Raw genomic sequence first — 26,751 nt, forward strand, 5'->3', positions numbered from 1 at the left:
AAAGGTGAGTCAGCGTCGCCATCGCAAACGGACGGTTCGCTGAGTCAAAACAGACGAGTTCGCATCTTGCTTCTTGCTTCTTGCTTCTTGCTTCTTGGATGTGGGCATTCACATCGAGTAGGTATTCATTCACGCAGGTGGCGCATAGTCACCTTTCCGCCCTTACGGCGGGTCACTTTTTGTCAAACGCGACAAAAAGTAACCAAAAAACGCTGGCTCCTATCATCCGGCCCCTGCGCTACGCTCCGGGGTTCCCTCGCTACGGTCTTGCTCCCGGGAGTACGCGCTGCAGGCCCCATCCATGGGGCCTCAGCGCTTGACGGGCATCCATGCCCGTCACCTCCCTTCGCAAGCCCTGCGCTCGGCCTTCTGAAGTCGCAATCTGCGTCGCCTGAACTACCGCGCGCTTACAAGCAAAAGCAGAAGCAGCAGAAGCAGATACAGAAACAGTGTTACTGTGCGAACGCCCGCCCTAACCCACCTGGTACACCACTGCTGTCAGTTTCCTGCCAAGGCCCATTCGGGCTCAACGACCAGCTCCAGCCGTTATCAAACCGATAGTAGGTACGCTGCCGGTAGAAGGTATTGGGCTGCTTCTCCAATACATATACACCCAGCTTGGGATCCCAGTGGCTTGCCCCGCCAGGCGGTGGCGCAAAGCTGGCCGAGGTACGCGGCATGGGCTTGGGTATCGCCGCCGGCTTGCTCGGCGAAGTGGCAGGCTGCCTGCCCGGCAAGGGCTTGACCACCGGCCCCGACGGCGGCACACGCTCGATCGGTGGCGCGGGCTGCTCGTACGGCTCATGCACCGTACACGCAGACAAACCCAAGGCCAGGGTAATCAGGGTCAGGCGGACGGTGCTGTGCATGGCATTGCTCTCTTACTGGTCTGGAGTGTCGATGGTCAGGCGCTGGGTAGCCTGGGTGGCGCTAGACAACGGAGCACCCCGGCCAACCCACTCACCCTGGGTAGGCTGACCCGCGCGTGAAACACGTGCAACCAGTTGGACTTCGGCATACTGCGACAGTTTCATCTGCGGCATCATCGCATCAGCATCAGACAACTCCACCTCGATCGGCAACTGCGCCACGGTCACCCGCTTGGCCGCCAGCGGCATCGGCGGGCCATTGCTGGCGCGAGCGAAGATAAACACCGTGTCGTCCGGCTGAACCTTGTCCTTCAAGGCAGCCGCCAGTTCCACCCGCACTTTCAGGCGAGCCGCCACAGGTGCAGGCTCGGTCGCCTCTGCTGGCACCCCACCCAGGCGCTCGGCGGCGCGGTCGATACCACCCTGCAACGCCGCTCGCGATGCATCACCTTCTGGCAACTGCGCCAGCAAACGCTTCCAGTAGTCGATGGCTTCCTGATAACGCTCGCCTTCAAACGCAGCAATACCGCGCAGGCCCAGGCTGGTCACCTCGTTGGGGTCAGCCTTCAACGCTTCGTCAGTCAGCGCCTGCAATTGCGGGCTCCACTGCTTGTTGGCGGCAAAGTACTGGGCCTGGGCCCACTGCCCCAGCAGCTCGGGCTGGCGGCCAGCCAGGGCCACGGCCCGTTCAAACGTACGCGCGGCATCGGCCGGGCGCTGCTCGGCCATGTAGGCCCGGCCAAGGAAATACATGGCCTCGGCCGAATCCGGCTGGGCCTGCACCACGCGTTCAAGGCGTGTGGTCATTTCTTCCATCGACTTGGGAGCCTCGGCAAACTCCTGGGTCAGCGCCACCTTGTCGGCCGCCCCAAAATGCAGGTACAGCCCCAGCGCCATCAGCGGTACCAGTACCGCAGCCAGCAGCGGCAGGGCCTTGCCCAAATGCCCCTGGCGCGGGGCCTCGGCGCCTTCGGTATCGGCCAGCAGCTCGCGGGCAGCCTCGTCCCGGCCCCTAGCCATCTGCGCCTCATCGAGCACACCGGCGGCTTGTTGGGCCCCCAGTTCGGCGACACGTTCCTGGTAAAGGGCCACGTTCAAGGCCGTGCGGTCTTCTTCCTGCTGGCGACGGCGGCCACGCAGGATCGGGAGCAGCAAAAAGCTGAGGGCAGCGAGCAGCAGAAGGCCCGCGCTAAGCCAGAATTCAATCATGGGTCTGTTCTTTTTCCAGCAGTTTGGCGAGACGCTCGCGTTCTTCGGCAGACAACTCATCGACGCCCTGCACGGCCGTAGCACGGCGCCGGCGTACGATCACCGCCAGCACCACGAAGCCACCGGCCAGCAAGATCCCCGGGCCAAACCACAGCAGCCAGGTACGCCCGCTGAGCGCCGGCTTGTAGCGCACGAAGTCGCCATAGCGGTCGACCATGAAATCGATGATCTGCTGGTTGCTCTGGCCTTCGCCAAGCATGCGGAAGATTTCTCGGCGCAGGTCGGCAGCAATCGGCGCGTTGGAGTCGGCAATATCCTGGTTCTGGCACTTGGGGCAGCGCAGTTCCTTGGTCAACTGTTGGTAACGCTCGCGCTCTGCCTCGTCGCGAAACTGGTAGGTGTCGATAGCCGCCTTGGCCACACCGGCCAGGCTCATGCCCAGCACCGCAGCTGCCAGCCAACGCCTCATGGCTTGGCCTCATCAATCAGGCCCTGGTACAACGGCGCCAGCTGTTCACGCCAGACCGTGGCATCGACGATGCCGACGTGCTTGTAGCGGATGATGCCCTTGGCATCAATCAGGAAGGTTTCCGGCGCCCCATACACCCCAAGGTCCAGGCCCAGGCTGCCCTGTTCGTCACGAATATTCAGCTGATAGGGGTTGTGGAACTCGGCCAACCACTTCTGCGCGGCGGCGTTGTCATCCTTGTAGTTGACCCCATGGATCACCACCCCCTGCTGTGCCAGCTGGTTCAGGTACGGGTGCTCGACCTTGCACGACGGGCACCAGGTGGCCCACACGTTGACCAGTGCCGGGCGCCCCTGCAAGTCGGCCTGAGTCAGGGTGCGGTCCCCCTGTGTCGACGCCAGGGAAAACGCCGGGAACGATTTGCCGATCATTGCCGAAGGCAGCTCGTCGGGCTTGAGGAAAAGCCCCTTGTAGAGGAACACCGCCACCAGCAGGAACACTGCAAGGGGCACTACCATGATCCAACGCTTCATGCAGCTGCTCCAGACACGCCCAGGACATCACGCACCCGGGTCTTGACCTTGACGCGGTAGCGCCGGTCGAGGGCCGCCAGCAACCCGCCCAGGCCGGTCAGCAGACCGCCCAGCCAGATCCAGCGGACGTAAGGCTTAATATGTACGCGCACAGCCCAGGCGCCATTCTCCAGTGGCTCGCCAAGCGCGACGTACAGGTCGCGGGTAAAGCCGGCGTCGATGCCTGCTTCGGTCATCATCGACTGCTGCACGGTGTACAGGCGTTTCTCCGGGTACAGTGTGGTCACTTCACGGCCCTCGCGGCTGACCACGATGGTGCCCTTGTCAGAGATGAAGTTCGGCCCCTCGAAGTGCTTGGCGCCCTGGAACAGGAAGTGGTAGCCACCCAGCTCCACGCTTTCGCCCGGCGCCATGCGCAGGTCACGCTCGGCGCTGTTGTTGCTGGACAACACCACGCCCAGCGCACAAACCGCCAGGCCCAGGTGCGCCAGTTGCATGCCCCAGTAGCTGCGGCCCAGGCCCGGCAGGCCTTTGACCAGGCCCTTGTGGCGGGTCTTGTCGAAAATGTCACGCAGCCCGCCAAGCACCACCCAGGCGGCCAGGGCGAAGGCCGTCAGCGTCGGCCAATCGAAGTCGTCGACGATAAAGCCGGCAACCGGGGCAAGGATGGCACTGCCGATCAATACCGGGGTCATCATGCTGACCAACCATTTGCCCGGGGTGTCCTTCCAGCGCACCACCACGCCCACGCTCAGCACCACCATCAGCAGCGCCATCAGTGGCAGGAACAAGGCGTCGAAATAGGGCGGGCCGACCGACAGCTTGGCCCCGGTCAGGGCATCGAGCACCAATGGGTACAGGGTACCGAGCAGAATCATCGAAGCCGCGACCACCAGCACCAGGTTGTTGGCCAGCAGCAGCGTTTCACGCGACCACAGGGCGAAACCGACCTGGCTCTTGACCACCGGTGCGCGCAGGGCGAACAGGGTGAGCGAGCCGCCGACCACGAACAGCAGGAAAAACAGGATGAAAATACCCCGCGACGGGTCGGCGGCAAACGCGTGCACCGAGGTCAGCACTCCGGAACGCACCAGGAAGGTACCCAGCAGGCTCAGGGAGAATGCGGCAATTGCCAGCAGCACGGTCCAGCTCTTGAACACCCCGCGTTTCTCGGTCACCGCCAGCGAGTGGATCAGTGCGGTGCCCAACAGCCAAGGCATGAACGAGGCGTTTTCCACCGGGTCCCAGAACCACCAGCCACCCCAGCCCAGTTCGTAGTAGGCCCACCACGACCCCAAGGTGATGCCAACACCCAGGAAAGCCCAGGCGACGATGGTCCACGGCCGCGACCAGCGCGCCCAGGCAGCGTCCAGCCGGCCGCCGAGCAAGGCGGCAATGGCGAACGCGAAAGCCACCGAGAAGCCCACATAGCCCATGTAGAGCATGGGTGGGTGAACGATCAGGCCAAAGTCCTGCAACAGCGGGTTGAGGTCACGGCCATCGGTCGGCACCTGCGGCAGCAGGCGCTGGAACGGGTTGGAAGTAATGATCAGGAAGCTCAGGAAGCCCACGCTGATCATGCCCATTACCGCCAGCACGCGGGCCAGCATCACCTGCGGCAACTGCCGGGAGAACACCGACACGGCAAAGGTCCAGCCGCCAAGGATCAGCGCCCAAAGCAGCAACGAACCCTCATGGGCGCCCCACACCGCACTGAACTTGTAGTACCAGGGCAAGGCGCTGTTGGAGTTGCTGGCCACATAGGCGACCGAGAAATTGTCTGTCATGAAGGCATGGGTCAGGCAGGCAAAGGCAAACGCCAGGAAGGCGAACTGCCCCCACGCTGCCGGCCGCGCCAGGCTCATCCACAGGCTGTCGCCACGCCACGCGCCCAGCAGCGGCACACTGGCCTGCACGACGGCAAAGCAGATGGCCAGAATCATCGCCAACTGGCCCAGCTCGGGGACTACCAGTGCTGCGTTCATGGCTTCGTCTCCCCGCCGGCAGCGGCCTGGCCGCTTTCCTTCAGGGCCTTGGTGACTTCGGGCGGCATGTATTTCTCGTCGTGCTTGGCCAGCACTTCATCGGCTACCACCACACCGTCGGCATTGAGCTTGCCAAGGGCGACGATGCCCTGCCCTTCGCGGAACAGGTCGGGGAGGATGCCGCGGTAGGTGATGGGTACCGACTTGTTGAAGTCGGTTACCACGAAACGCACGTCCAGCGAGTCGGCCGAACGCTGCACCGAGCCTTTCTCCACCATGCCGCCGGCGCGGATGCGCGTGTCCAGCGGGGCTTCGCCGTTGGCGATCTGGGTCGGTGTATAGAACAGGTTGATGTTCTGCTGCAATGCGCTCAAGGCAAAGCCGACGGCAACCCCGACGCCGACCAGCAGGCCGACGATGAGCAACAGGCGTTTCTTGCGCTGCGGATTCACTGGTTGTTCTCCCGGCGCAAACGGCGCGCCTCTTCTTGCAAATAGCGACGACGGGCCAGCAGTGGCGCACCGACATTCAGCGCCAGCACCGCCAGGCAGATGCCATAGGCCGACCACACGTACAGGCCATGGTGGCCCATGGCGAGAAAGTCACCGAAGGTGGCAAAGCTCATTGTGCGGCCCTCCGTCCCAGGCTGTTCAATACTTCGTCCCTGACCCAACTGGCGCGTGCTTCGCGCTTGAGCACTTCAAGGCGCATACGCAGCAGCAGTACGGTGCCGAAGAAACAGTAGAAACCCAGCGCCGTGCACAACAGCGGCAGCCACATTTCGGCCGGCATCGCCGGCTTTTCGGTAAGGGTGAAGGTGGCGCCCTGGTGCAGGGTGTTCCACCACTCCACTGAATACTTGATGATCGGGATATTGACCACACCGACAATCGCAAGCACCGCACAGGCCTTGGCTGCACTGTCACGATTACTGATCGCCTGGCCCAGCGCAATAATGCCGAAGTACAGGAACAGCAGGATGAGCATGGACGTAAGGCGGGCATCCCACACCCACCAGCTGCCCCAGGTCGGCTTGCCCCAGATGGCGCCGGTAACCAGCGCCACGGCGGTCATCCAGGCGCCAATGGGCGCGGCACACTGCAGGGCGACGTCGGCCAGTTTCATCTTCCACACCAGCCCCACCACCCCGGCCACCGCCAGCAGCACATAGCAGGACTGCGCCAGCATCGCCGCCGGCACATGGATATAGATGATGCGGAAGCTGTTGCCCTGCTGGTAGTCCTGGGGGGCGAAGGCCAGGCCCCAGGTGATGCCGACCAGCAGCAGGAGCACGGCAGCACCGGCCAGCCACGGCAGCATGCGGCCGCTGATGGCATAGAACCATTTCGGGGAGCCCAGCTTGTGGAACCACGTCCAGCTTATTTTCATCAGGGTACATCCAGGGTCTTTGCCGGGCTTGAGAGCCCGGGACTCGTTATTCGCCGACGCTGATCTTCAGGCCGGCCGCTATCGCAAAGGGTGCCAGGGTAACGGCCAGGGCCGTCAGGCTGGCGAGCCAGAGCAGATGGCCGGTTGCCGGCATATTTTGCAACGCCGCTTGCAACGCACCACTGCCCAGGATCAATACAGGGATATACAACGGCAGAATCAGCAACGCCAGTAACAAACCTCCGCGTTTAAGGCCGACGGTCAGCGCCGCACCTACCGCGCCCAGCAAGCTCAATACCGGCGTCCCCAGCAGCAGCGACCCGAGCAGCACCGGCAGGCAATGGCTTGGCAGCCCCAGCATCAGTGCCAGCAGTGGCGCCAACAATACCAGCGCCAGCCCGGAAAAGATCCAGTGCGCCAGCACCTTGGCCAGCACCAGCAGCGGCAGTGGGTGCGGCGACAGCACCCATTGCTCCAGCGAGCCGTCCTCGAAATCGCTGCGGAACAGGCCGTCCAGCGACAACAACACGGCCAGCAACGCTGCCACCCAGACCAGGCCCGGCGACAAGGTTTGCAACAATTGGCTTTCCGGGCCGACCGCCAGCGGGAACATGGCCACGACAATGGCGAAGAACACCAACGGGTTGGCCAGTTCGGCCGGGCGACGGAACAGCAGGCGCGCTTCGCGGCGCAGCAGCAAAATGAATACGCTCATGCAGCCCATTGCCCCAGGTTCAGTTCTCGATAACCGGAGGGCTTGCGTTCCAGTGTGTGGTGAGTCGTCAGCACCACCGTGCCGCCCTGCTCGCAGTGGGCTGCCAGGTGCGCTTCAAGCTGCGCCACGCCTTGCTTGTCGAGCGCGGTGAACGGCTCGTCGAGAATCCATAGCGGCGGACAAGCCAGGTGCAGCCGGGCCAGCGCCACACGGCGCTGCTGACCGGCCGACAGGGTATGGCAGGGGACGTCTTCGAAACCGCGCAGGCCGACAGCCTCCAGCGCCGCCCAGATCGCCTCGCGGCTGGCCGGCTGGTGCAGGGCGCACAGCCAGGTGAGATTCTCCTCGGCGGTGAGCAAGTCCTTGATGCCGGCGGCGTGGCCAATCCACAGCAGGGCGCTGGCCAGGGCATGACGCTGTTCTGCCAGTGGCTTGCCACCCAGCAGAATCTGCCCGGCCGTCGGCTGCATCAGCCCGGCCAACAGGCGCAACAGGCTGGTCTTGCCACTGCCGTTGGGGCCACTGATCTGCAGCATGTCACCGGCGCCCAGCTCGAAATCGAGCTGTTCGAACAGCAGGCGCCAGTCGCGCTCGCAGGACAGGCCCGCGGCTTGGAGGTGAAGGGTCACGGTTTCGCCTTATCTTCAGTAGGGCTTTGAAGCAGCCAACACCGCTCCAGAACCCTTGTGTCTCAAGTCGCCCCGCGCGCTGCCGTTATACTGGCAACCACAGGCGCGCGGCATTATTACACGCGCCGCCGCGCTGCCAAGAGGCCGGGCTCGACAGGTTGTATACAATCATGACTGAAATCAATAGTCTCGGCGTACAAACCGCGATCAACAGCCAAGCCGTGAAGGCGGGCATGACCGGCGAACTGCTGCGCCTGATCCAGGCGCAGCCTGGGTTGCTGGCTCCTGGCGAAACCGCGCAAGCCGAGGTTTTATCGTTGCGTCAGACGGGCCAGGACTTTCAGCTGGTGCTACGGCTGATGCAGGCCAACGGCGTGCAGACCCAGCTTCAGGCCAACGCCAGCCAGCCGCTGCCACAAGGCAGCCAGATCACCGTCAGCCAGACCGAAAGCAACCGCCTGGCGATCATGCTGCAACAGGCCAGCGCCAGCCAGGTCGCCACCCTCACCCAGCTGGACACCAGCAAGGTGCCGGTCGGCACCTTGCTGCAAGGCAAGGTCCTGACCAACCAGCTGCTGGCCCAGGCACCCGGCCAACCGGCCGTGTACCGGGCGCTGGTCAGCCTGCTCAACAGCAACCAGGCCGGTGCCACACTGAGCATCGACAGCCCGCGCCCGCTGGTCATTGGCAGCCTGCTCAGCGCCCTGGTGCAGGGTGATCAGTCATTGCGCTTCGTGCCGCTCAGCGGCAGGCAGGACCAACTCAGCATTGCCCAACAGCTGCTGACCCAGCAAAACCGCCAAGCCTCGCTACCCGGCCTGCTCAACGCCCTGCAACAGCTCACCCGCGACCCAGGCGTCGATGGCGACCTGCGCGCCAGCGCCGAACGCCTGCTGGCAAGCCTGCCGGACGCCCGACAACTGGGCGACGCCAAGGCAGTGGCCCAGGCCCTGAACAACAGCGGCAGCTTTCTCGAAGCGAAGCTGCTGAGTGGGTCCACCGCCAGCGTCGCCACCGACCTCAAGGCGCATTTGCTGCGGCTGATGGCCCAGGCCCCTGCCCTCCCGGCAAGCACTGCCAATCTCAACCCCGCCAGCCTGGCCGTGACTATGCCGGCTTTGGCGCGCAGCGCACTGGGCATGCTCGAGCGGGTCAGCCCCAAGCCGCAGCCGGGCGCGTTCCCATTACCGTCGCGCCTGCTCAAGGCCCTGGAAGAGGAAGGCGACCTGCAACAGCTGCTGCGCCTGGCTGCCGCTGCCGTTTCACGCTTGCAGAGCCACGCCATGAGCAGCCTGCAACAAACCGGCACGCTGGAAAACGGCAACCTGCAGACCACCTGGCAAACTGAAGTGCCGATCCGCCACGGCCAGGACTTCATCCCGCTGCAAGTCAAACTGCAGCGCGAAGAAACCCCACAACAACAGGCCGACCGCCAACATGAAGCCCAAGACCCTCGACAAGCCCTGTGGCGCATCGAGCTGGCCTTCGACCTGTCCCCGCTCGGCCCCCTGCAAGTGCAGGCACAACTGAGCGAGGGCCGCCTGAGCGGGCAGCTATGGGCGGAGCGCGAGCAGACCGCGCGGTTGATCGACACCCAGCTTGGCGCGCTGCGCGCGCGCCTGCTGGCCCGGGGCCTGGAAGTCGGCGACCTGGAGTGCCACCCGGGCATCCCGCCGCAGGGGCCACGCACACGGATGGAACAACGCTGGGTGGACGAAACCGCATGAACGATACGACACCACGCCAAGCCATAGCGCTGAACTACGACGGCCATCAGGCACCGACCCTCACCGCCAAGGGCGACGAGGACCTGGCCGAGGCCATCCTTGCGCTCGCCCGCGAACACGAAGTGCCGATCTACGAAAACGCCGAGCTGGTGCGGCTGCTGGCGCGGCTGGAGCTGGGCGAGCAAATACCCGAGGCGCTGTACCTGACCATTGCCGAGATCATCGCCTTCGCCTGGCACCTGCGCGGCAAGGTACCCGCCGGCTTCGATGATCCGGGCCCGGCAGAGCGCGATATCACCCCACCATTGCCCCCGCTGCCCGGCACTGGCCAGTAACTATCTACCACCCCCTCCGCCTCCATGCGCCCAACCTTGTCGGCCTCCCACGTACAAGGTGTACCGTCATGATCGACAGCAGAATCAACGCCAAAGGCGTGCAGTTCGTAGTAGACCATCTGGCCAACATCCCTCGCCCGGACCGCGAAGCCCATCGCTTGATCCGGCAGTGGCTTGTCGGGCAAGGTGTGCATATCGACCCCGATCGAGTCGATGTGGTCACCCTGCACTACCGGCCGGATGACCAAGGGTATGTGGCAGCGGTCCAGCAGACCCAGAGCATGACCCAGGCGCTGCTGGGCAACTGGCAAGGGGAGTCCGATAACAACCTCATCGGCGCACTGTTCGCCAACCCTTGGGCAGGCACCTTCCCCCAAGGGCCGTTGAAGCTGGTCGATCGCCTGCCAACGCTGGGCTTTGGCCATCAGGGCGCCGCCTTCGAGGTGTATAACGGCCTGTTCCAGCGATCGTCCCCCGCCCGTTACGATGCCTCGACCCACATTCAGGTTCCGGCTGAAGCCTTCCAGCGGTTCATCGAAGCGCTGGACTTTCACCAGCCGTTCAAAGCCATGCTCGACGCTTACTGGCAGGAGCATCAGGACACTCACCGCCTGGCCAGCAAGCTCAATTTCATCGCCGCCTGCAACGCCCAGGTCAGCCAGGGGCGCCTGAGCAATGCTGCCAGGGAACTGGCATGGCAAGCCGCCGGCATGATGCCGCAGCGCTTCAAGATACGGGTCAGCACGCTGAGCATCTATGGCTATGCGGCCACCGACCTGCTGTACATCAACGCCCCCCACAGCGATCTGACCCTGCTGTACATGCCAGGTAACAGCTCGCCCTTGCTCGAATTCGCCAGCGAGAACCTGCTCAAGGACTGGGTGGGCGATCAGTGCAAGGACCCCGCCCGACGCGAAGCGCTAAAGCAACACTTCAGGCTCGCCGACCGTCCCCAGGGCCTGGATTTCAGTGGCCTGGACACCGCGCTCGAGGGCCTTGGCGACTATCCGGACCGGCACCGGCTGCCGCCTGAACACGGTTATTTCAACGATGATGGCGTCTGGCCCCCCAGAACCTACGTGAACTACAAACCTGGCAAGTACAACCCCAAACTGACCGGGGATATGTTCGCAGCCCTGACCGAGCGCCAGCGCCAGCGTAGCTACGACGATGCCGATTTTGTCATCACCACCGATAGCCAAGTTACCAAAGCCAAATGGCGAGGCTACCTCACCAATACGCTCAACCTGCTAGCGCCACTGTGCCTGGTGGTGCCGGGGCTGGCGCCACTGCTGGCGCTCGGTGGCATTGCCCAGTTGGGCCTGGGCCTGGATCAGGTGATCAACGGCCACAGCCTGAAAGCCAAACAGGACGGGGTGGGCGACATCGCCTGGGGGCTGTTCAACGCCGTACCGCTGGCAACGGAGGGCACAGCAGGCATCAAGGCCCTGTTCGAGTTCAAAAGCGATGGTTTTGTCATGCCGCGCGAGGTCAACGGGCAGCTCGGCTATCCGCTAAGCCCGACCAGCCCACCGCGGCTTCCAGAGCCAGAAGGCGCGGAGTACTTCCACCACCACGAGCCGATTACACCGCTTGACGAAGGCGACCCGGCTGTTGCCGGCGCGGTGATACGCTTGCCACACTACGATGGCGAACTGGACGACCTGGAATGCAGCATCGAAACCTACAATGCACGCGTGGTCTATGACCTGGAGCACGACGCTTTCATCATCAAGGAAACCGTCAACGAGGTCGAGCCGCAAGCCTACATCGCAGTGCCTGGCAGCCGTGACCTTGTGGCGCTCGACAGGCAGCGCCCAGTCACCGACGCCATGCGCACCCGCACCTTGCGCGCGCTGGGTGTCGACCTGCCACTGCCAGTCACCATTCCGACACCGGCCCCGGACAGCGCCCCCATCCCCAAACTTATCTCCAGCCTCTGGGTCGGCGACAAAGTCATAAGCGAGCCATTGCTGGCCAACCTTGCCGCCAACGCCGCGCGCCTGAGCGACAGTGAATACAGCATGCGCCTGTTTCTGTCGAAGGCTTCGCCTACCGCTTACGAACAGAACGCAAGGCTATTGGCAGCCCGGGCGCCAGGGCTGCAGGTATTGCCGCTTGAAGAGCAAGGCTTCTTCCGGGCCTTCCGCCAGAGCCGCTATTACGCGCAGTACGAGGCAGCGCTGGATGGCAACGGTGGCATCGCCACCAATTACGCGTCTGCGACCGATGTGCTGCGCTACCGGATGCTGCACCATGAGGGTGGGCTGTACATGGACGTGGACGATTTCCTGCTGCCGGACGGCAAGGGCGAAACGATCGATCAGGTCGAGCTGCGCACCCCACCCGATGGGCTGCTGCTGCCACCGCCGATGTCCAACGAGAAAATGAGCATGAATTGCCTGTACAACACCAGCCTCATTGGTAGCCACCCAGGCAACCCACTGCTGGATGCGATCTCCGATGAAATGCTCGCACGTTTCCAGACCCATGCAGACTTCTACGAAAGCCGACCGAGCCTGGAACAGGACCCGAGCGGTTTCTACCGCTATGCCAACACGCTCAGCTACCTCACCGGGCCGGCACTGCTCACTGAAGTGGTCGATCGCCATCTACCCGGGTTGCGGACCCTGCGCCAGATCATCAACCTGCACACCATGCCACGCGTCAACACCTATCCATTCATCAACCCTTCGCAAGCCAATACAGCCCTGAAGCAACTGCTGCCCCTGAACCGGTTCGCCGGCGTGGGCGGCAATCACTCCTGGGTTCGCAATTGAAATGAACAGCGGGTACTGAACGAGCCTGGCGACACCTTTCAGATCGAGCGGAGCATGGGGCGCCGCTCGATTTCCCAGGCGACGAACCTGCTGCCGAGGGTACCCCGTCAAGGAGCCCGGTACACCTTGCTCATCAACTCCGCCTCGGCCTGGGTCAGGCCGCAGCTCTGGGTCAACTCATCGATACTCGCCCCCATCCCCACCAGCTTGGCCGCCTGGCTGAAAGTAACGTTGCTGGGGTCGCGCTGCTCGAGGCGTTCCAGCCGGTCCGGCAGGGTGGCCACCGCCGCACGCAGCTCATGGATGGCCTCACCCATGCGCACCGTGCCGTTCTGGTAGTCATCCAGACGCTTGGCCAAGTCCTTGATGCGCTGGTCGCGCAGCGCATCCCCCTCGGCCTGCTGCGCAGCCAGCTCGCGCTGGCGCTTGCTGTAGTTGAGGAAAAACCACAGGCTCAGCGCCCAGGCCAGCGCCAGGAAGATGACAGCAACCTCTAGGATCAACTCAGATGTTCTCCAGCTCGGACCACTCTTCCTCGGTCATCATCTTGTCCAGTTCGACCAGGATCAGCAGTTCGCCATTCTTGTTGCACACGCCTTGAATGAACTTGGCCGACTCTTCGTTACCCACGTTCGGCGCGGTCTCGATTTCGGACTGGCGCAGGTAAACCACTTCGGCCACGCTGTCGACCAGAATGCCGACCACTTGCTTGTCGGCTTCGATGATGACGATACGGGTGTTGTCGGTCACTTCGGTCGGCATCAGGCCAAAACGCTGACGCGTGTCGATCACCGTCACCACGTTGCCGCGCAAGTTGATGATGCCCAGCACGTAGCTCGGCGCACCCGGTACCGGGGCAATCTCGGTGTAGCGCAGGACTTCCTGCACCTGCATGACATTGATGCCGTAGGACTCGTTGTCCAGACGGAAGGTAACCCACTGCAGGATCGGATCTTCGGAACCTTGTGCAGACGACTTTTTCATTCCCCTACCCTCAAAATCCGCCGTTGGCGGTATGTTCTGTGTCATTTCTGTTTGGCGTGCATCTGCTTGACCGCACCGCTGGCGATCAGCTCGGCCAGTGCGGCGACGTCGAGCAGTGCGCACATGTGTTCGATTACGGTGCCGGCCAGCCACGGGCGCTGGCCACGCTGGCTGCGCCACTTGATCTCCGACGGGTCCAGGCGCAGCGAGCGGCTGACCTGATGCACCGCCAGCCCCCATTCATAGCCCTGCACCGAAATCACGTATTGCAGGCCCTGGCGAAAATCATCGCGGTAGCGGTCGGGCATTACCCAACGCGCAGTGTCCAGCACCTTCAGGTTGCCGGCCTGGCAGGTCAGGATGCCGAGGAACCAGTCGGGCTGGCCGAACAGTGGCGTCAGCTCCTGGCCAGCCAGGGTGTAGATCGAGCCCAGGCACACCAATGGCACCGCCAGGGTCAGGCCGGCAACGTCGAACAGCAGGCATTCGAACGGCTCGGCCGCCCACACCGGACGACCATCGACAGTGGCCGGGGGTACGGGCAGGTTGGGTGCCGGCAGATGCACATCGACCAGCGGCACAGCCGGTTCCACGGTTTGTTCTTCGACCAGTACCGGGATGCTGGCTTCGGCCACGACCTCCTGCTCGACCACCGTCACCACCGGGGCTTCCACCGGCATCACGCTGGGCAGTACCGCCAGCCGGGGTTCGGCGAACGGCCGCGGGGCAAAGCTGGCGGCGGCGGCTTCGGCGGGCTCAGGCCGGGCTGGCTGTCGGGCATCGCGTGCCTGCTCCTCGCGCACCGCCTCGGCGAACTCATCCGCCACTGCCGGCTGCTCGCTCAGGTCTTCGGCCTCGGTGGCCTCCTGCAGCAGGCCGTCCAGGTACGATTGCAGGGCCATCTGGGGCCGGGTGCTGGTTTGCCGGGTTTGAGTCATCAGGCTACCTGCACTGCGTTCTTGTAGGTGAGCAGGTGCTTGAGCAGCGCCCTGTAGGCGATCAACCCACGGCTCTTGCTGTCGAACTGCGAAGGCGTGACGCCCTTGCGACTGGCATCGCGCAGGCGCGTATCCACCGGAATGTAGCCCTGCCATACATGCTGCCCGTAGGTGTCACGCAGCAGCTTGAGGGTGCCCAGCGACGCCTGGGTACGACGGTCGAACAGGGTCGGTACGATCTGGTACGGCAGCGCCTGCTTGCGCGAACGGTTGACCATGGCCAAGGTGCCGACCATGCGTTCCAGGCCCTTCACCGCAAGGAATTCGGTTTGCACCGGGATCACCAGCTGCTGGCTGGCGGCCAGGGCATTGACCATCAGCACACCCAGCAAGGGTGGGCTGTCGATCAGGGCATAGTCGAAATCCTGCCACAGCTGCGCCAGACTCTTGGCGATTACCAGGCCCAGGCCATTCTGCCCTGGCGACTGGCGCTCCAGCACCGCCAGGGCGGTACTCGACGGCAACAGCGAAATGCGCTCATCGCTGGTGGGCAGCAGCAGTTGCCCGGGCAAGCCTTCGGGCACCGTGCCCTTGTGCAGGAACAGGTCGTAGCAGCTGTGCTCCAGGGCATCCGGGTTGTGCCCGAAGTAGCTGGTCATCGAGCCGTGCGGGTCGAGGTCGACGACGACCACGCGCTTGCCGGCCTCGGCCAGCAGGCCGGCCAGGGCAATGGTAGTGGTGGTCTTGCCGACGCCACCTTTTTGATTGGCTACTGCCCAGACTCTCATCAAGCAAACTCTATCTATTGATTTGGCAGGGACACTGTAGAAACAACCGTCATGCGCAAAACTTCAAAGCTCGCACGCCACTCTGTGGGAGCGGGCAAGCCCGCGAACACCGGCGTAGCCGGTGCCATTCACCGAGTCGCTGGCTTCGCGGGCATGCCCGCTGCCACAGGGAACGGCGGCACATTCAAAATCGTGTTCGTATCAGCGACGGGGAATTGACGTATCACGGCCTCGCTACCGTTGCTTGTATTGCCGGTGCACTTTGTGTGCCAGCCCGGCGCAATGCGGCATCCGGTGTGGCATTGGCGCTGCCCGAGCCGGTCAGGCTGCGGCGCACTTCCAGGTTACGGGAAATCACCAGCACCACCCGGCGGTTGCGTGCCCGCCCTTCGGCGGTATCGTTGCTGGCCACCGGCTGGTACTCGCCATAGCCCACCGAAGCCATGCGTGCCGGGTTGACGCCCTCCATGGCCAGCAGCCGCACGATGCTGGCCGCGCGCGCCGAGGACAACTCCCAGTTGGTAGGGTACTGCGCGGTGCGGATCGGCAGGTTGTCAGTGAAGCCTTCGACGTGCACCGGGTTGGCGAACGGCTTGAGGATGCTGGCCACCTTCTCGATGATCGCAAACGCCTTGTCACTGGGCATCGCGTCACCACTGCCAAACAGCAGCGAAGAGTTGAGCTCGATCTCGATCCACAGCTCGTTGCCGCGCACGGTCATCTGGTCGCTGTTGATCAGGTCGCCGAAGGCATCGCGCACGTCATCGCTGATGGTTTTCAACGGGTCGACATTGGTCGCCGCCAGGCCCGCTTCGGTCTGCTCGCTGTCTTTGACCAGCGGTTCGGCCGGGCGCACGCTGAGCGGCTGCTCATCGCCAATCGGGATCGGCTTCATGCTGCGCTCGGGATCGTTGAATACCCCGAGCAAGGCCTGGGAAATAACCTTGTACTTGCCCTCGTTGATCGAGGAAATGGAATACATCACCACGAAGAAGGCGAACAGCAACGTGATGAAGTCGGCGTACGACACCAGCCAGCGCTCGTGGTTTTCGTGTTCCTCGGTATGACGACGGCGACGCATGGGTTACTCCATGAAGCCTTGCAGCTTCAGCTCGATCGAGCGCGGGTTTTCACCTTCGGCAATCGACAGCAGGCCTTCGAGCAGCATTTCGCGGTAGCGCGACTGGCGCATGACGATGGCCTTGAGCTTGCTGGCGACCGGCAATAGCACAAGGTTGGCACTGGCCACACCGTAAATGGTCGCAACAAAAGCCACGGCAATGCCATTGCCCAGTTGCGACGGGTCGGCCAGATTGCCCATCACATGGATAAGGCCCATGACCGCACCGATGATGCCGATGGTCGGCGCATAGCCGCCCATGCTTTCGAATACCTTGGCTGCCTGGATGTCACGGCCCTCCTGGGTAAGGAGGTCGACCTCAAGGATGCTGCGGATGGCTTCCGGCTCGGCGCCATCCACCAGCAGTTGCAGGCCCTTGCGCGCATAGGGGTCGGGCTCGCTGTCCGCTACCCCTTCCAGGCCCAGCAGGCCTTCTTTGCGAGCGGTCAGGCTCCAGTTCACCACGCGGTCGATGCCGCCCGCCAGGTCGACCCGCGGAGGAAACAGGATCCAGCGCAAAATCTGCAAGGCGCGCTTGAACGACGTTAGCGGCGACTGCAACAACGCCGCCGCCAGGGTGCCACCCAGCACGATCAGAGCCGCCGGGCCATTGACCAGAGCACCGACATGACCGCCTTCAAGGAAGTTGCCACCGACAATGGCAACGAAAGCCAGGATCAGACCGATCAGGCTGAGGACGTCCATCAGACGCACGCCTCCACCAGGTGCTTGCCGATTTCGTCGAGGCTGTACACGGCATCCGCCAGGTTCGCCTTGACGATGGCCATGGGCATGCCATAAATCACGCAGCTGGCTTCATCCTGGGCCCACACCGTGCTGCCCCCCTGCTTGAGCAGGCGCGCGCCCTCGCGGCCATCGGCGCCCATGCCGGTGAGCACCACCGACAACACCTTGTCACCGTACGACTTGGCCGCCGAACCGAAGGTGATGTCCACGCACGGCTTGTAGTTCAGGCGCTCGTCGCCGGGCAGGATCTTCACCGTGCCACGGCCATCGATCATCATCTGCTTGCCACCGGGGGCCAGCAGAGCCAGGCCCGGGCGCAGCATGTCGCCGTCTTCGGCTTCCTTGACGCTGATGCGGCACAGCTTGTCCAGGCGTTCGGCAAACGCTTTGGTGAAGGCCGCCGGCATGTGCTGGATCAACACGATCGGCGCCGGGAAATTGGCCGGCAGCTGGGTCAGTACCCGCTGCAGCGCCACCGGCCCCCCCGTGGAGGTACCGATGGCCACCAGTTTGTAGGGTTTGCGCTTGGGTGCCGGCGACTGCGAGGCCGCCGGCGTCGGGGCCGCTGCACGGGCAGGCGCTGCCGGGCGTGTCTGCGCCTGGCTGGTAAAGGTGCTGGCCGGCGCTGGCGCGGCGACCGGCGCCGTTCTGGCATAGCTGCCGATCCGGCGGTTGCTGCGCGAAATGGTGTGCACCTTCTCGCACAGCAACTGCTTGACCTTGTCAGGGTTGCGCGAGATGTCCTCGAAGTTTTTCGGCAGGTAGTCCACTGCGCCGGCATCCAGCGCGTCGAGGGTGACGCGGGCGCCTTCATGGGTCAGCGACGAGAACATCAACACGGGCGTCGGGCAGCGCTGCATGATGTGCCGCACGGCGGTAATGCCATCCATCATGGGCATTTCGTAGTCCATGGTGATCACATCGGGCTTGAGCGCCAGCGCCTGGTCGATTGCTTCCTTGCCGTTGGTCGCGGTACCCACTACCTGGATCGTTGGATCCGCCGAGAGGATTTCCGAGACACGGCGGCGGAAGAAACCAGAATCATCCACCACCAGGACCTTGACTGCCATAAACACTCCATTAGGCGGCGCAACCCGCCAGGGCGCGCCACCGAAATCAAATACGCCGCGCGGCGTAACGCTTGAGCATGCTCGGGACGTCGAGAATCAACGCGATGCGACCGTCGCCGGTAATGGTGGCCCCGGACATGCCCGGGGTGCCTTGCAGCATCTTGCCCAGCGGCTTGATGACCACTTCTTCCTGGCCCACCAGTTGGTCAACGACAAAACCGATGCGCTGGGTGCCGACCGACAGAATCACCACGTGGCCCTCGTGCTGCTCTTCGTGCACCTGGCCCTGGACCAGCCAGCGCTTGAGGTAGAACAGCGGCAGCGCCTTGTCGCGCACGATCACCACTTCCTGGCCGTCGACCACGTTGGTACGCGACAGGTCGAGGTGGAAGATCTCGTTGACGTTGACCAGCGGGAAGGCAAACGCCTGGTTGCCCAGCATCACCATAAGGGTGGGCATGATCGCCAGGGTCAGCGGCACCTTGATGACGATCTTGGAGCCTTGGCCCTTGGCCGAGAAAATGTTGATCGAGCCGTTGAGCTGGGAGATCTTGGTTTTCACCACGTCCATGCCCACGCCACGCCCGGACACATCGGAAATCTCGGTCTTGGTCGAGAAGCCAGGGGCGAAGATCAGGTTGTAGCAGTCCGACTCGCTCAGGCGCTCGGCGGCGTCCTTGTCCATCAGGCCCTTTTCCACGGCCTTGGCGCGCAGGATGTTCGGGTCCATGCCCTTGCCGTCGTCCGAGATCGACAGCAGGATGTGGTCGCCTTCCTGTTCGGCCGACAGCACTACGCGGCCGGTACGCGCCTTGCCAGACGCTTCACGCTCGTCGGGCATCTCGATACCGTGGTCGACCGCATTGCGCACCAAGTGCACCAGCGGGTCGGCCAAGGCTTCTACGAGGTTCTTGTCAAGGTCGGTCTCTTCGCCGACCAGTTCCAGATTGATCTCTTTCTTCAGCTGGCGCGCCAGGTCGCGAACCAGGCGCGGGAAGCGGCCGAAGACCTTCTTGATCGGCTGCATACGGGTTTTCATCACCGCGGTCTGCAGGTCGGCGGTGACCACGTCAAGGTTGGACACGGCCTTGGACATGGCCTCGTCGCCGCTGTTCAGGCCCAGGCGCACCAGGCGGTTACGCACCAGCACCAGTTCGCCGACCATGTTCATGATCTCGTCCAGGCGCGCGGTGTCGACGCGCACGGTGGTTTCCGCTTCGCTGGCGGCGTGCTTCTCGGCGGCCGGGGCCGGCGCGCGAGGCGCCGCGGCAGGTTTGCTGGCCGGCGAAGGCGCTGGCGCGGCAGCGGGCTTGGCCACCGGCTGGCTTTCGGCCTTGGCGGCAGCCGGCGCTTGCGCCTGGACAGCAGCCGGGGCTTCTACAGCGGCAACATCGCCACCGAACTTGCCCTTGCCGTGCAACTGGTCCAGCAGGGCTTCGAACTCGTGCTCGCTGATTTCATCGCTGGCGGCACTGTTGTCGGGTGCGGCAGGCGCTGGTGCCTGGACGGCTGGCAAGGCGCCAGCCTGGAAGGTGCCCTTGCCATGCAGCTGGTCGAGCAGCGATTCGAATTCGGCGTCGGTGATCTCATCACTGACCGCTTCGCTGCTGACGGCCACCGGCGGCGCGGCAACCTCGGCATTGAACTGGCCCTTGCCGTGCAACTGGTCGAGCAGCGATTCGAACTCGGCGTCGGTGATTTCATCACCCGCACCGCTGACAGTCTCGCCCTGCATCTGCTCGTCGGCCGCCGCTTGCGCCTTGACCGCATCGAGCGAATCGAGCAACTGCTCGAATTCACTGTCAGTGATGTCCTGGTGTTGCTCCTCGGCCTCAGCCGGCGCGGCAACCGCCACGTCGGCAACCGGTGCCGGTGCTGCAACAATTTCGGCTGCGCCAGGTTCGGCCAGGCGCGACAACGCTGCCAGCAGTGCGGGGGTGGCCGGTGTCACTTCGGCACGCTCGCGCACCTGGCCAAACATGCTGTTGACCGTATCCAGTGCCTCGAGCACCACATCCATCAGTTCCGCATCGACCCGGCGCTCACCTTTGCGCAGGACGTCGAACACGTTCTCGGCGATATGGCAGCACTCCACCAGCTCGTTCAGCTGGAGGAAGCCGGCGCCCCCTTTTACAGTGTGGAAACCGCGAAAGATCGCATTGAGCAGGTCGGCATCGTCAGGTCGGCTTTCCAGCTCGACCAGTTGCTCGGACAATTGCTCAAGTATTTCGCCGGCCTCTACCAGGAAATCCTGGAGGATTTCTTCATCGGCGCCGAAGCTCATCAAACGTGCTCCTTAAAAACCAAGGCTGGACAGCAGATCATCGACATCGTCCTGACCGGACACGACGTCTTCACGCTTATCGGCATGAATCTGCGGACCTTCACCCCGAGTCGGATGTTTTTCTCGATCTTTTTCTGCACGCAATTGATCGTGGTCATGTTTTATACCGGCAAAGCGGTCGACCTGGCTGGCCATCAGCACCAGCTTGAGCAGGTTGCTTTCCACCTCGGTCACCAGTGCGGTGACGCGCTTGATCACCTGGCCGGTCAGGTCCTGATAGTCCTGGGCCAGCAAAATGTCATTGAGGTGCCCGGAAACCTTGCGGTTGCCCTCGGCGCTGTGCGTCAGGAAACTGTCGACGCGCTTGACCAGATCGCGGAATTCCGGCGCAGCCACTTCGCGGCGCATGAAGCGCTGCCAGTCGGTGCTCAGGGCCTTGGCCTCGCTGGCCAGCTCATTGAGCACCGGTGTGCTTTCCTCGACCAGGTCCATGGTGCGGTTGGCCGCGCCCTCGGTCAGCTTGACCACATACGACAGGCGCTCGGTGGCGTCGGTAATTTGCGACACCTCTTCTGCCTGCGGCATGGTGGGGTCGATCTGGAAACTGACGATGGCACTGTGCAGCTCGCGAGTCAGCTTGCCGACTTCCTGGTACAGGCCGCGGTCGCGGGTCTGGTTCAGTTCGTGAATCAACTGCACCGCCTCGCCGAAACGGCCCCGCTCCAGGCTTTCGACCAACTCCTGGGCATGCTTCTTCAGGGTCGACTCGAACTCGCCCAAAGACGTTTGTGATGAATCCATGACGCGCCCCCCTGACGTGACTCAGCCGTTGACGCGTTCGAAGATCTTCTCGATCTTCTCTTTGAGCACCTGAGCGGTGAACGGCTTGACCACATAACCATTGACGCCGGCCTGGGCCGCTTCAATGATCTGGTCGCGCTTGGCTTCAGCGGTCACCATCAAGACCGGCATGCTTTTCAGCTTGTCGCTGGCACGCACTTTACGCAGCAGGTCGATGCCGGACATGCCCGGCATGTTCCAGTCGGTCACCAGGAAGTCGTAGTGACCGTTTTCCAGCATCGGCAACGCCGTGGTGCCGTCATCGGCTTCGTCGGTGTTGGTGAAACCCAGGTCACGCAACAGGTTCTTGATGATCCGCCGCATCGTCGAAAAGTCGTCAACGATGAGGATTTTCATGTTCTTGTCCAATTAGACCTCCAAGCAGTCTCAAACGCGCTCGGCCTACCGAGCACGCACTCATTCAATTCGGTACAACGTGGAAAACGACTGCAACGACAGTGGGCTCAACGCGCCCGCCATTCCCCCAGGCGGCTGCGCAGGCGCGCGGCACATTGGCTGTGCAACTGGCTGACCCGCGACTCGCTGACACCCAGCACCTCACCGATTTCCTTGAGGTTCAGCTCTTCGTCGTAGTACAGCGCCAGCACCAGGCGCTCACGCTCCGGCAGGTTGGCGATGGCCTCGGTCAGGGCAGCCTGGAAGCGCTCCTCCTCCAGGCCGCGCGCAGGTTCGACCTGGCCACTGGCGCCATCCTCATGCAGCCCTTCGTGCTCGCCGTCCTGCAACAGGTCGTCAAAGCTGAACAGGCGGCTGCCCAGGGTATCGTTCAAGATCCCGTAGTAATCATCGAGACTCAATTGGAGTTCGGCAGCAACTTCATGATCTTTAGCGTCACGGCCTGTTCTGGCCTCAACTGCACGCATGGCATCACTGACCATACGGGTGTTGCGGTGTACCGAACGCGGTGCCCAATCGCCTTTGCGCACTTCGTCCAGCATGGCCCCGCGGATGCGGATGCCGGCGTAAGTCTCAAAGCTGGCGCCCTTGCTGGCGTCGTATTTGTTGGCCACTTCCAGCAGGCCGATCATGCCGGCCTGGATCAGGTCCTCGACTTGCACGTTGGCCGGCAACCGCGCCAACAGGTGGTACGCGATGCGCTTGACCAGCGGGGCGTAGCGTTCGATCAGCTCGTACTGGGCGTCCTTCGCCGCCCGGCTGTACATCTTGAAGCCGCTGGCGTTCATAGTACGGGTCCCGCGCTGGTGGGTTGCACCAAGCGCTCGACAAAGAACTCCAGATGGCCGCGCGGATTGGCCGGCAGCGGCCAGCTGTCGACCTTCTGGGCAATCGCCTTGAAGGCCAGCGCGCACTTGGAGCGAGGGAAGGCTTCGTAGACGGCACGCTGCTTCTGCACCGCCTTGCGCACGCACTCGTCGTACGGCACGGCACCCACGTACTGCAGGGCAACGTCAAGGAAGCGGTCGGTGACCTTGGTCAGCTTGGCAAACAGGTTGCGCCCTTCCTGAGGGCTCTGCGCCATGTTGGCCAACACACGGAAACGGTTCATGCCATAGTCGCGATTGAGCAGCTTGATCAACGCGTAGGCGTCGGTAATCGAGGTAGGTTCATCACACACCACCAGCAGCACTTCCTGGGCGGCGCGAACGAAGCTGACCACCGAGTCACCGATACCCGCAGCAGTATCGATCACCAACACATCGAGGTTGTCGCCGATCTCGCTGAACGCCTGGATCAGCCCGGCATGCTGGGCCGGGGCCAGATGCACCATGCTCTGGGTGCCCGAGGCTGCCGGTACGATGCGCACACCGCCGGGGCCCTGCAGCATCACGTCACGCAGCTCGCAACGCCCTTCAATCACATCGGCGAGGGTACGTTTGGGGGTAAGGCCCAGCAACACGTCGACATTGGCCAGGCCCAGGTCGGCGTCCAGCAGCATGACCCTGCGGCCAAGCTCGGCCAGCGCCAGGGACAAGTTCACTGAAACGTTAGTCTTGCCGACGCCACCTTTGCCACCGGTCACGGCGATCACCTGTACGGGATGCATGCTACCCATGTCTGTTCTTTACCTTGTCTCGCTGGGACTCAGGCCACACGTAGGGCAATTCTGCGTGCCCCTTGGCATAGCGACTTTGCACACGCTTCATGGTCAACCCGCTCGCCGTGGGTTGTGATAGAGATCAGCGAACATGTCGGCCATGGCCTCTTCGCTGGGCTCGTCCTGCTGCTGCACATTCACCGCCCGCGTGACCAACTGGTGGCCCCGCGGCAGGTGCAGGTCGTCAGGAATGCGTGGGCCATCGGTAAGATAGGCCACTGGCAGTTCATGACTGATGGCAAGGCTCAACACATCGCCAAGGCTCGCCGTTTCATCGAGTTTGGTCAGGATGCAGCCGGCCAGGCCACAGCGCTTGTAGCTGTGGTAGGCGGCGGTCAGCACCTGCTTCTGGCTGGTGGTGGCCAGCACCAGGTAGTTCTTCGCGGCAATGCCACGCCCGGCCAAGGTTTCCAGTTGCATGCGCAGTGCAGGGTCGCTGGCTTGCAGGCCGGCAGTATCGATCAGCACCACGCGCTTGCGCAGCAGTGGCTCCAGCGCTGCTGCCAGCGACTGGCCCGGGTCGACGTAAGTCACCGGCACGTTGAGGATGCGGCCCAGGGTCTTGAGCTGTTCCTGAGCGCCGATACGGAAGCTGTCCATGCTTACCAGCGCCAGGTTCTGCGCGCCGTACTTGAGCACGTAGCGCGCGGCCAGCTTGGCCAGGGTGGTGGTCTTGCCCATGCCCGCCGGGCCGACCATGGCGATCACCCCGCCCTCTTCGATCGGCTCGATTTCAGGTACTTCGATCATCCGCGCCAAGTGAGCCAGCAGCATGCGCCAGGCCTGGCGCGGCTCCTCGATCTCGGCGGTCAGGTCCAGCAGCTCGCGGGCGATCGGCCCGGACAGGCCGATGCGCTGCAGGCGGCGCCAAAGGTTGGCCTGCTGCGGCTTGCTGCCCTGCAGCTGATTCCAGGCCAGCGAACCGAGTTGCACTTCCAGCAGCTCGCGCAGGCCCGACAGCTCCGAGCGCATGGCATCGAACAGGCGCGGGTCAACCGGCGCAGCAGCCGGTACGGCAGCGGCCTCAGGGGCATCGACGTGCGGCTCGATCAACGGTTCGGCAGCGGTCAAAGATTGCCCGGCGAACAATTGGCGGTTGTTGTCGCTGCTGTCCTGACGCTGGTCCAGCTCGGCCTGGGCAGTGGCAATGCGCGTGTGGGTCTTGCGCAGCTCTTCTTCCAGCTCGGCGTTGGGCACACGCGGGGCCAGGGCGGACAGCTTGTAGTCCAGCGCGGCCGTCAGCTCGACACCACCGGCAATGCGGCGGTTGCCAATGATTGCGGCATCGGCGCCCAGCTCGTCACGGACCAGTTTCATGGCCTGACGCATATCGGCGGCGAAAAATCGCTTAACTTGCATTATCCCCTACCTCAGCCGTTAGGGCCCACGGTGGCAACGATGGTGACTTGCTTGTTGTCAGGTATTTCCTGATACGCCAGAACATGCAAATTCGGTACAGCCAGGCGACCGAAACGCGACAACATGGCGCGGATCGGGCCGGCGACCAGCAGGATGGCCGGCTGACCCTGCATTTCCTGGCGCTGGGCCGCCTCGATCAGCGAACGTTGCAGCTTCTCGGCCATGCTAGGCTCCAGAAGAACACCGTCTTCCTGACCCTGCCCGGCCCTTTGCAGACTATTCAGCAAAATCTGTTCCAACCTTGGCTCCAGGGTAATCACTGGCAGCTCCGACTCAACGCCGACAATGCTTTGCACGATGGCGCGACACAATCCGACGCGCACCGCCGCCACCAGTGCGGCGGTATCTTGACTCTTGCCGGCGTTGTTCGCGATAGCCTCGGCAATACTGCGAATATCGCGCACTGGCACCTGTTCCGACAACAGGGCTTGCAGCACCTTGAGCAGCCCCGACAAGGAAATGACACCCGGCACCAGCTCTTCTGCAAGTTTAGGCGATGCCTTGGCCAGCACCTGCAGCAGCTGCTGAACCTCTTCGTGGCCGATCAGCTCGTGGCAGTGTTTCTGCAGGATCTGGTTGAGGTGGGTGGCCACCACAGTGCTGGCATCGACCACGGTGTAACCCAGCGACTGCGCCTGTGAGCGCTGGCCGACGTCGATCCACACCGCTTCCAGGCCAAACGCCGGGTCGCGCGCGGCAATACCGTTGAGGGTGCCAAACACCTGCCCAGGGTTGATCGCCAGTTCGCGGTCCGGGTAGATCTCCGCCTCGGCCAGAATCACCCCCATCAGGGTCAGGCGGTACGCGCTGGGTTGCAGGTCGAGGTTGTCACGAATGTGCACGGTGGGCATCAGGAAACCCAGGTCCTGCGACAGCTTCTTGCGCACGCCCTTGATCCGCGCCAGCAGCTGGCCGCCCTGGTTGCGATCGACCAGCGGGATCAGCCGATAGCCGACTTCCAGGCCGATCATGTCGATGGGGGTGACGTCGTCCCAACCCAGCTCCTTGGTTTCCAGCGCGCGCTGTGGCGAGGGCAGCAGGTCCTGCTGACGCTGCGCCTCTTGCTGGGCTTTGACCTTGGCCTGTTGCTGTTTCTTCCACACCAGGTAGGCGCCGCCGGCCGCCATCAGGCCGAGGCTGAGGAAGGCAATGTGCGGCATGCCCGGCACCAGGCCCATGACGATCATCAGCCCCGCCGACACCGCCAGCGCCTTGGGCGAATCGAACATCTGCCGATTGATCAGCTTGCCCATGTCTTCAGAGCCTGAAGCTCGGGTGACCATGATCGCGGCGGCGGTGGACAGCAGCAGTGATGGCAATTGCGCCACCAAACCGTCACCGATGGTCAGCAGGGCATAGACCTTGCCGGCCTCGCTGAACGACATATTGTGCTGCAGCATGCCGATGAGCATGCCACCGATCAGGTTGATGAACAGAATCAGCAAGCCGGCGATGGCGTCGCCGCGCACGAACTTGCTGGCACCGTCCATCGAACCGTAGAACTCGGCCTCCTGCGCCACCTCGGCACGGCGGTGCTTGGCCTGGGCCTGGTCGATCAGGCCGGCATTGAGGTCGGCGTCGATGGCCATCTGCTTGCCAGGCATGGCGTCGAGGGTGAAACGCGCACTCACTTCCGAGATACGCCCGGCACCCTTGGTCACCACCACGAAGTTGATGATCATGAGGATGGCGAACACCACGGCGCCGACCACGTAGTTACCGCCGATCACCACCTCACCGAAGGCCTGGATCACTTTACCGGCAGCGCCATGGCCCTCCTGGCCATGCAGCATGACCACACGGGTGGACGCGACGTTCAGGGCCAGGCGCAACAACGTGGCCAC

The 26,751-nt window shown here is 63.3% G+C and carries 27 protein-coding genes; 3 read left to right on the top strand and 24 right to left on the bottom strand.

Annotated elements, in window-relative coordinates; all coding sequences use genetic code 11:
* Window positions 1-452: 452 nt before the first annotated feature.
* The 10 genes from ACF8O8_RS00005 to ccmA are packed head-to-tail and all read right to left on the bottom strand — an operon-like array spanning window position 453 to window position 7,798.
* Window positions 453-869, bottom strand: coding sequence for a hypothetical protein (locus tag ACF8O8_RS00005; protein WP_003254373.1), 417 nt, complete (start codon window positions 867-869; stop codon window positions 453-455).
* Between the two features lie 12 nt (window positions 870-881).
* Window positions 882-2,078: a c-type cytochrome biogenesis protein CcmI gene (gene ccmI / locus ACF8O8_RS00010; RefSeq protein ID WP_049586786.1), complete on the bottom strand. Its 1,197-nt coding sequence runs from the start codon at window positions 2,076-2,078 to the stop codon at window positions 882-884.
* Complete coding sequence (locus tag ACF8O8_RS00015) at window positions 2,071-2,547, bottom strand: cytochrome c-type biogenesis protein (RefSeq protein WP_012051656.1); 477 nt, start codon at window positions 2,545-2,547, stop codon at window positions 2,071-2,073. The genes ccmI and ACF8O8_RS00015 overlap by 8 nt, the downstream gene beginning before the upstream one ends.
* On the bottom strand, window positions 2,544-3,080 hold the full coding sequence (locus ACF8O8_RS00020) for a DsbE family thiol:disulfide interchange protein (protein ID WP_392509073.1): 537 nt from the start codon (window positions 3,078-3,080) through the stop codon (window positions 2,544-2,546). The genes ACF8O8_RS00015 and ACF8O8_RS00020 overlap by 4 nt, the downstream gene beginning before the upstream one ends.
* A complete protein-coding gene (locus ACF8O8_RS00025) occupies window positions 3,077-5,065 on the bottom strand; it encodes a heme lyase CcmF/NrfE family subunit (RefSeq protein WP_392509074.1) in 1,989 nt (662 codons plus the stop codon). The genes ACF8O8_RS00020 and ACF8O8_RS00025 overlap by 4 nt, the downstream gene beginning before the upstream one ends.
* Window positions 5,062-5,517 (bottom strand): cytochrome c maturation protein CcmE, encoded by a 456-nt coding sequence (gene ccmE, locus ACF8O8_RS00030; RefSeq protein WP_003254379.1) that lies wholly within the window; start codon window positions 5,515-5,517, stop codon window positions 5,062-5,064. The genes ACF8O8_RS00025 and ccmE overlap by 4 nt, the downstream gene beginning before the upstream one ends.
* Entirely contained in the window at window positions 5,514-5,690 is a 177-nt protein-coding gene (gene ccmD / locus ACF8O8_RS00035) for a heme exporter protein CcmD (RefSeq protein WP_003254380.1), read from the bottom strand. Before ccmD ends, ccmE begins: the two co-directional genes overlap by 4 nt.
* Window positions 5,687-6,454 (bottom strand): heme ABC transporter permease, encoded by a 768-nt coding sequence (locus ACF8O8_RS00040; RefSeq protein WP_003254381.1) that lies wholly within the window; start codon window positions 6,452-6,454, stop codon window positions 5,687-5,689. Before ACF8O8_RS00040 ends, ccmD begins: the two co-directional genes overlap by 4 nt.
* Window positions 6,455-6,500: 46 nt before the next feature.
* Window positions 6,501-7,169, bottom strand: a complete 669-nt coding sequence (gene ccmB, locus ACF8O8_RS00045) for a heme exporter protein CcmB (protein ID WP_003254382.1) — start codon at window positions 7,167-7,169, stop codon at window positions 6,501-6,503.
* Entirely contained in the window at window positions 7,166-7,798 is a 633-nt protein-coding gene (ccmA, locus tag ACF8O8_RS00050; RefSeq protein ID WP_350298139.1) for a cytochrome c biogenesis heme-transporting ATPase CcmA, read from the bottom strand. Before ccmA ends, ccmB begins: the two co-directional genes overlap by 4 nt.
* Window positions 7,799-7,968: 170 nt before the next feature.
* Here ccmA and ACF8O8_RS00055 point away from each other — a divergent pair, with 170 nt between their 5' ends.
* The 3 genes from ACF8O8_RS00055 to ACF8O8_RS00065 all read left to right on the top strand — a co-directional run bounded on the left by ACF8O8_RS00055 (window position 7,969) and on the right by ACF8O8_RS00065 (window position 12,640).
* Window positions 7,969-9,525, top strand: coding sequence for a flagellar hook-length control protein FliK (locus ACF8O8_RS00055; RefSeq protein ID WP_392509075.1), 1,557 nt, complete (start codon window positions 7,969-7,971; stop codon window positions 9,523-9,525).
* Window positions 9,522-9,860, top strand: coding sequence for an EscU/YscU/HrcU family type III secretion system export apparatus switch protein (locus ACF8O8_RS00060; protein ID WP_010955060.1), 339 nt, complete (start codon window positions 9,522-9,524; stop codon window positions 9,858-9,860). Before ACF8O8_RS00055 ends, ACF8O8_RS00060 begins: the two co-directional genes overlap by 4 nt.
* A gap of 68 nt (window positions 9,861-9,928) precedes the next feature.
* Window positions 9,929-12,640: a dermonecrotic toxin domain-containing protein gene (locus ACF8O8_RS00065; RefSeq protein WP_392509076.1), complete on the top strand. Its 2,712-nt coding sequence runs from the start codon at window positions 9,929-9,931 to the stop codon at window positions 12,638-12,640.
* 107 nt (window positions 12,641-12,747) lie between these two features.
* Here the strand turns inward: ACF8O8_RS00065 and ACF8O8_RS00070 are convergent, their stop codons facing one another.
* From ACF8O8_RS00070 to ACF8O8_RS00135, 14 genes are all read right to left on the bottom strand, one after another.
* Window positions 12,748-13,143: a DUF2802 domain-containing protein gene (locus tag ACF8O8_RS00070; RefSeq protein ID WP_010955062.1), complete on the bottom strand. Its 396-nt coding sequence runs from the start codon at window positions 13,141-13,143 to the stop codon at window positions 12,748-12,750.
* A gap of 1 nt (window position 13,144) precedes the next feature.
* Entirely contained in the window at window positions 13,145-13,624 is a 480-nt protein-coding gene (locus ACF8O8_RS00075; protein ID WP_003254393.1) for a chemotaxis protein CheW, read from the bottom strand.
* Between the two features lie 41 nt (window positions 13,625-13,665).
* A complete protein-coding gene (locus ACF8O8_RS00080) occupies window positions 13,666-14,562 on the bottom strand; it encodes a CheW domain-containing protein (protein WP_012051648.1) in 897 nt (298 codons plus the stop codon).
* Window positions 14,562-15,350, bottom strand: a complete 789-nt coding sequence (locus ACF8O8_RS00085) for a ParA family protein (protein WP_010955064.1) — start codon at window positions 15,348-15,350, stop codon at window positions 14,562-14,564. Before ACF8O8_RS00085 ends, ACF8O8_RS00080 begins: the two co-directional genes overlap by 1 nt.
* A 223-nt stretch (window positions 15,351-15,573) precedes the next feature.
* Window positions 15,574-16,431, bottom strand: coding sequence for a flagellar motor protein MotD (motD, locus tag ACF8O8_RS00090; protein WP_010955065.1), 858 nt, complete (start codon window positions 16,429-16,431; stop codon window positions 15,574-15,576).
* Window positions 16,432-16,434: 3 nt separating this feature from the next.
* Window positions 16,435-17,175: a flagellar motor protein gene (locus ACF8O8_RS00095; protein WP_010955066.1), complete on the bottom strand. Its 741-nt coding sequence runs from the start codon at window positions 17,173-17,175 to the stop codon at window positions 16,435-16,437.
* Entirely contained in the window at window positions 17,175-18,287 is a 1,113-nt protein-coding gene (locus tag ACF8O8_RS00100) for a chemotaxis response regulator protein-glutamate methylesterase (RefSeq protein ID WP_010955067.1), read from the bottom strand. Before ACF8O8_RS00100 ends, ACF8O8_RS00095 begins: the two co-directional genes overlap by 1 nt.
* Window positions 18,288-18,333: 46 nt before the next feature.
* Window positions 18,334-20,571 carry a chemotaxis protein CheA gene (locus ACF8O8_RS00105; RefSeq protein ID WP_392509077.1) on the bottom strand — a complete coding sequence of 746 codons (2,238 nt, stop codon included), beginning with the start codon at window positions 20,569-20,571 and terminating at the stop codon, window positions 18,334-18,336.
* 12 nt (window positions 20,572-20,583) lie between these two features.
* Complete coding sequence (locus tag ACF8O8_RS00110; protein WP_003254403.1) at window positions 20,584-21,372, bottom strand: protein phosphatase CheZ; 789 nt, start codon at window positions 21,370-21,372, stop codon at window positions 20,584-20,586.
* A 21-nt stretch (window positions 21,373-21,393) separates the two neighbouring features.
* Entirely contained in the window at window positions 21,394-21,768 is a 375-nt protein-coding gene (locus ACF8O8_RS00115) for a chemotaxis response regulator CheY (protein WP_010955070.1), read from the bottom strand.
* A gap of 107 nt (window positions 21,769-21,875) precedes the next feature.
* Window positions 21,876-22,616, bottom strand: a complete 741-nt coding sequence (gene fliA / locus ACF8O8_RS00120; RefSeq protein WP_003254406.1) for an RNA polymerase sigma factor FliA — start codon at window positions 22,614-22,616, stop codon at window positions 21,876-21,878.
* Window positions 22,613-23,446: a flagellar synthesis regulator FleN gene (gene fleN, locus ACF8O8_RS00125; RefSeq protein WP_003254408.1), complete on the bottom strand. Its 834-nt coding sequence runs from the start codon at window positions 23,444-23,446 to the stop codon at window positions 22,613-22,615. The genes fliA and fleN overlap by 4 nt, the downstream gene beginning before the upstream one ends.
* Window positions 23,447-23,539: 93 nt before the next feature.
* Window positions 23,540-24,847, bottom strand: a complete 1,308-nt coding sequence (gene flhF / locus ACF8O8_RS00130; RefSeq protein WP_003254409.1) for a flagellar biosynthesis protein FlhF — start codon at window positions 24,845-24,847, stop codon at window positions 23,540-23,542.
* Between the two features lie 11 nt (window positions 24,848-24,858).
* Window positions 24,859-26,751 (bottom strand): flagellar biosynthesis protein FlhA (locus ACF8O8_RS00135; RefSeq protein WP_392509078.1); only part of this gene is annotated, 1,893 nt, incomplete at its 5' end.

This window comes from Pseudomonas sp. TYF_14 (assembly GCF_043105275.1).
Lineage (GTDB): Bacteria > Pseudomonadota > Gammaproteobacteria > Pseudomonadales > Pseudomonadaceae > Aquipseudomonas > Aquipseudomonas alloputida.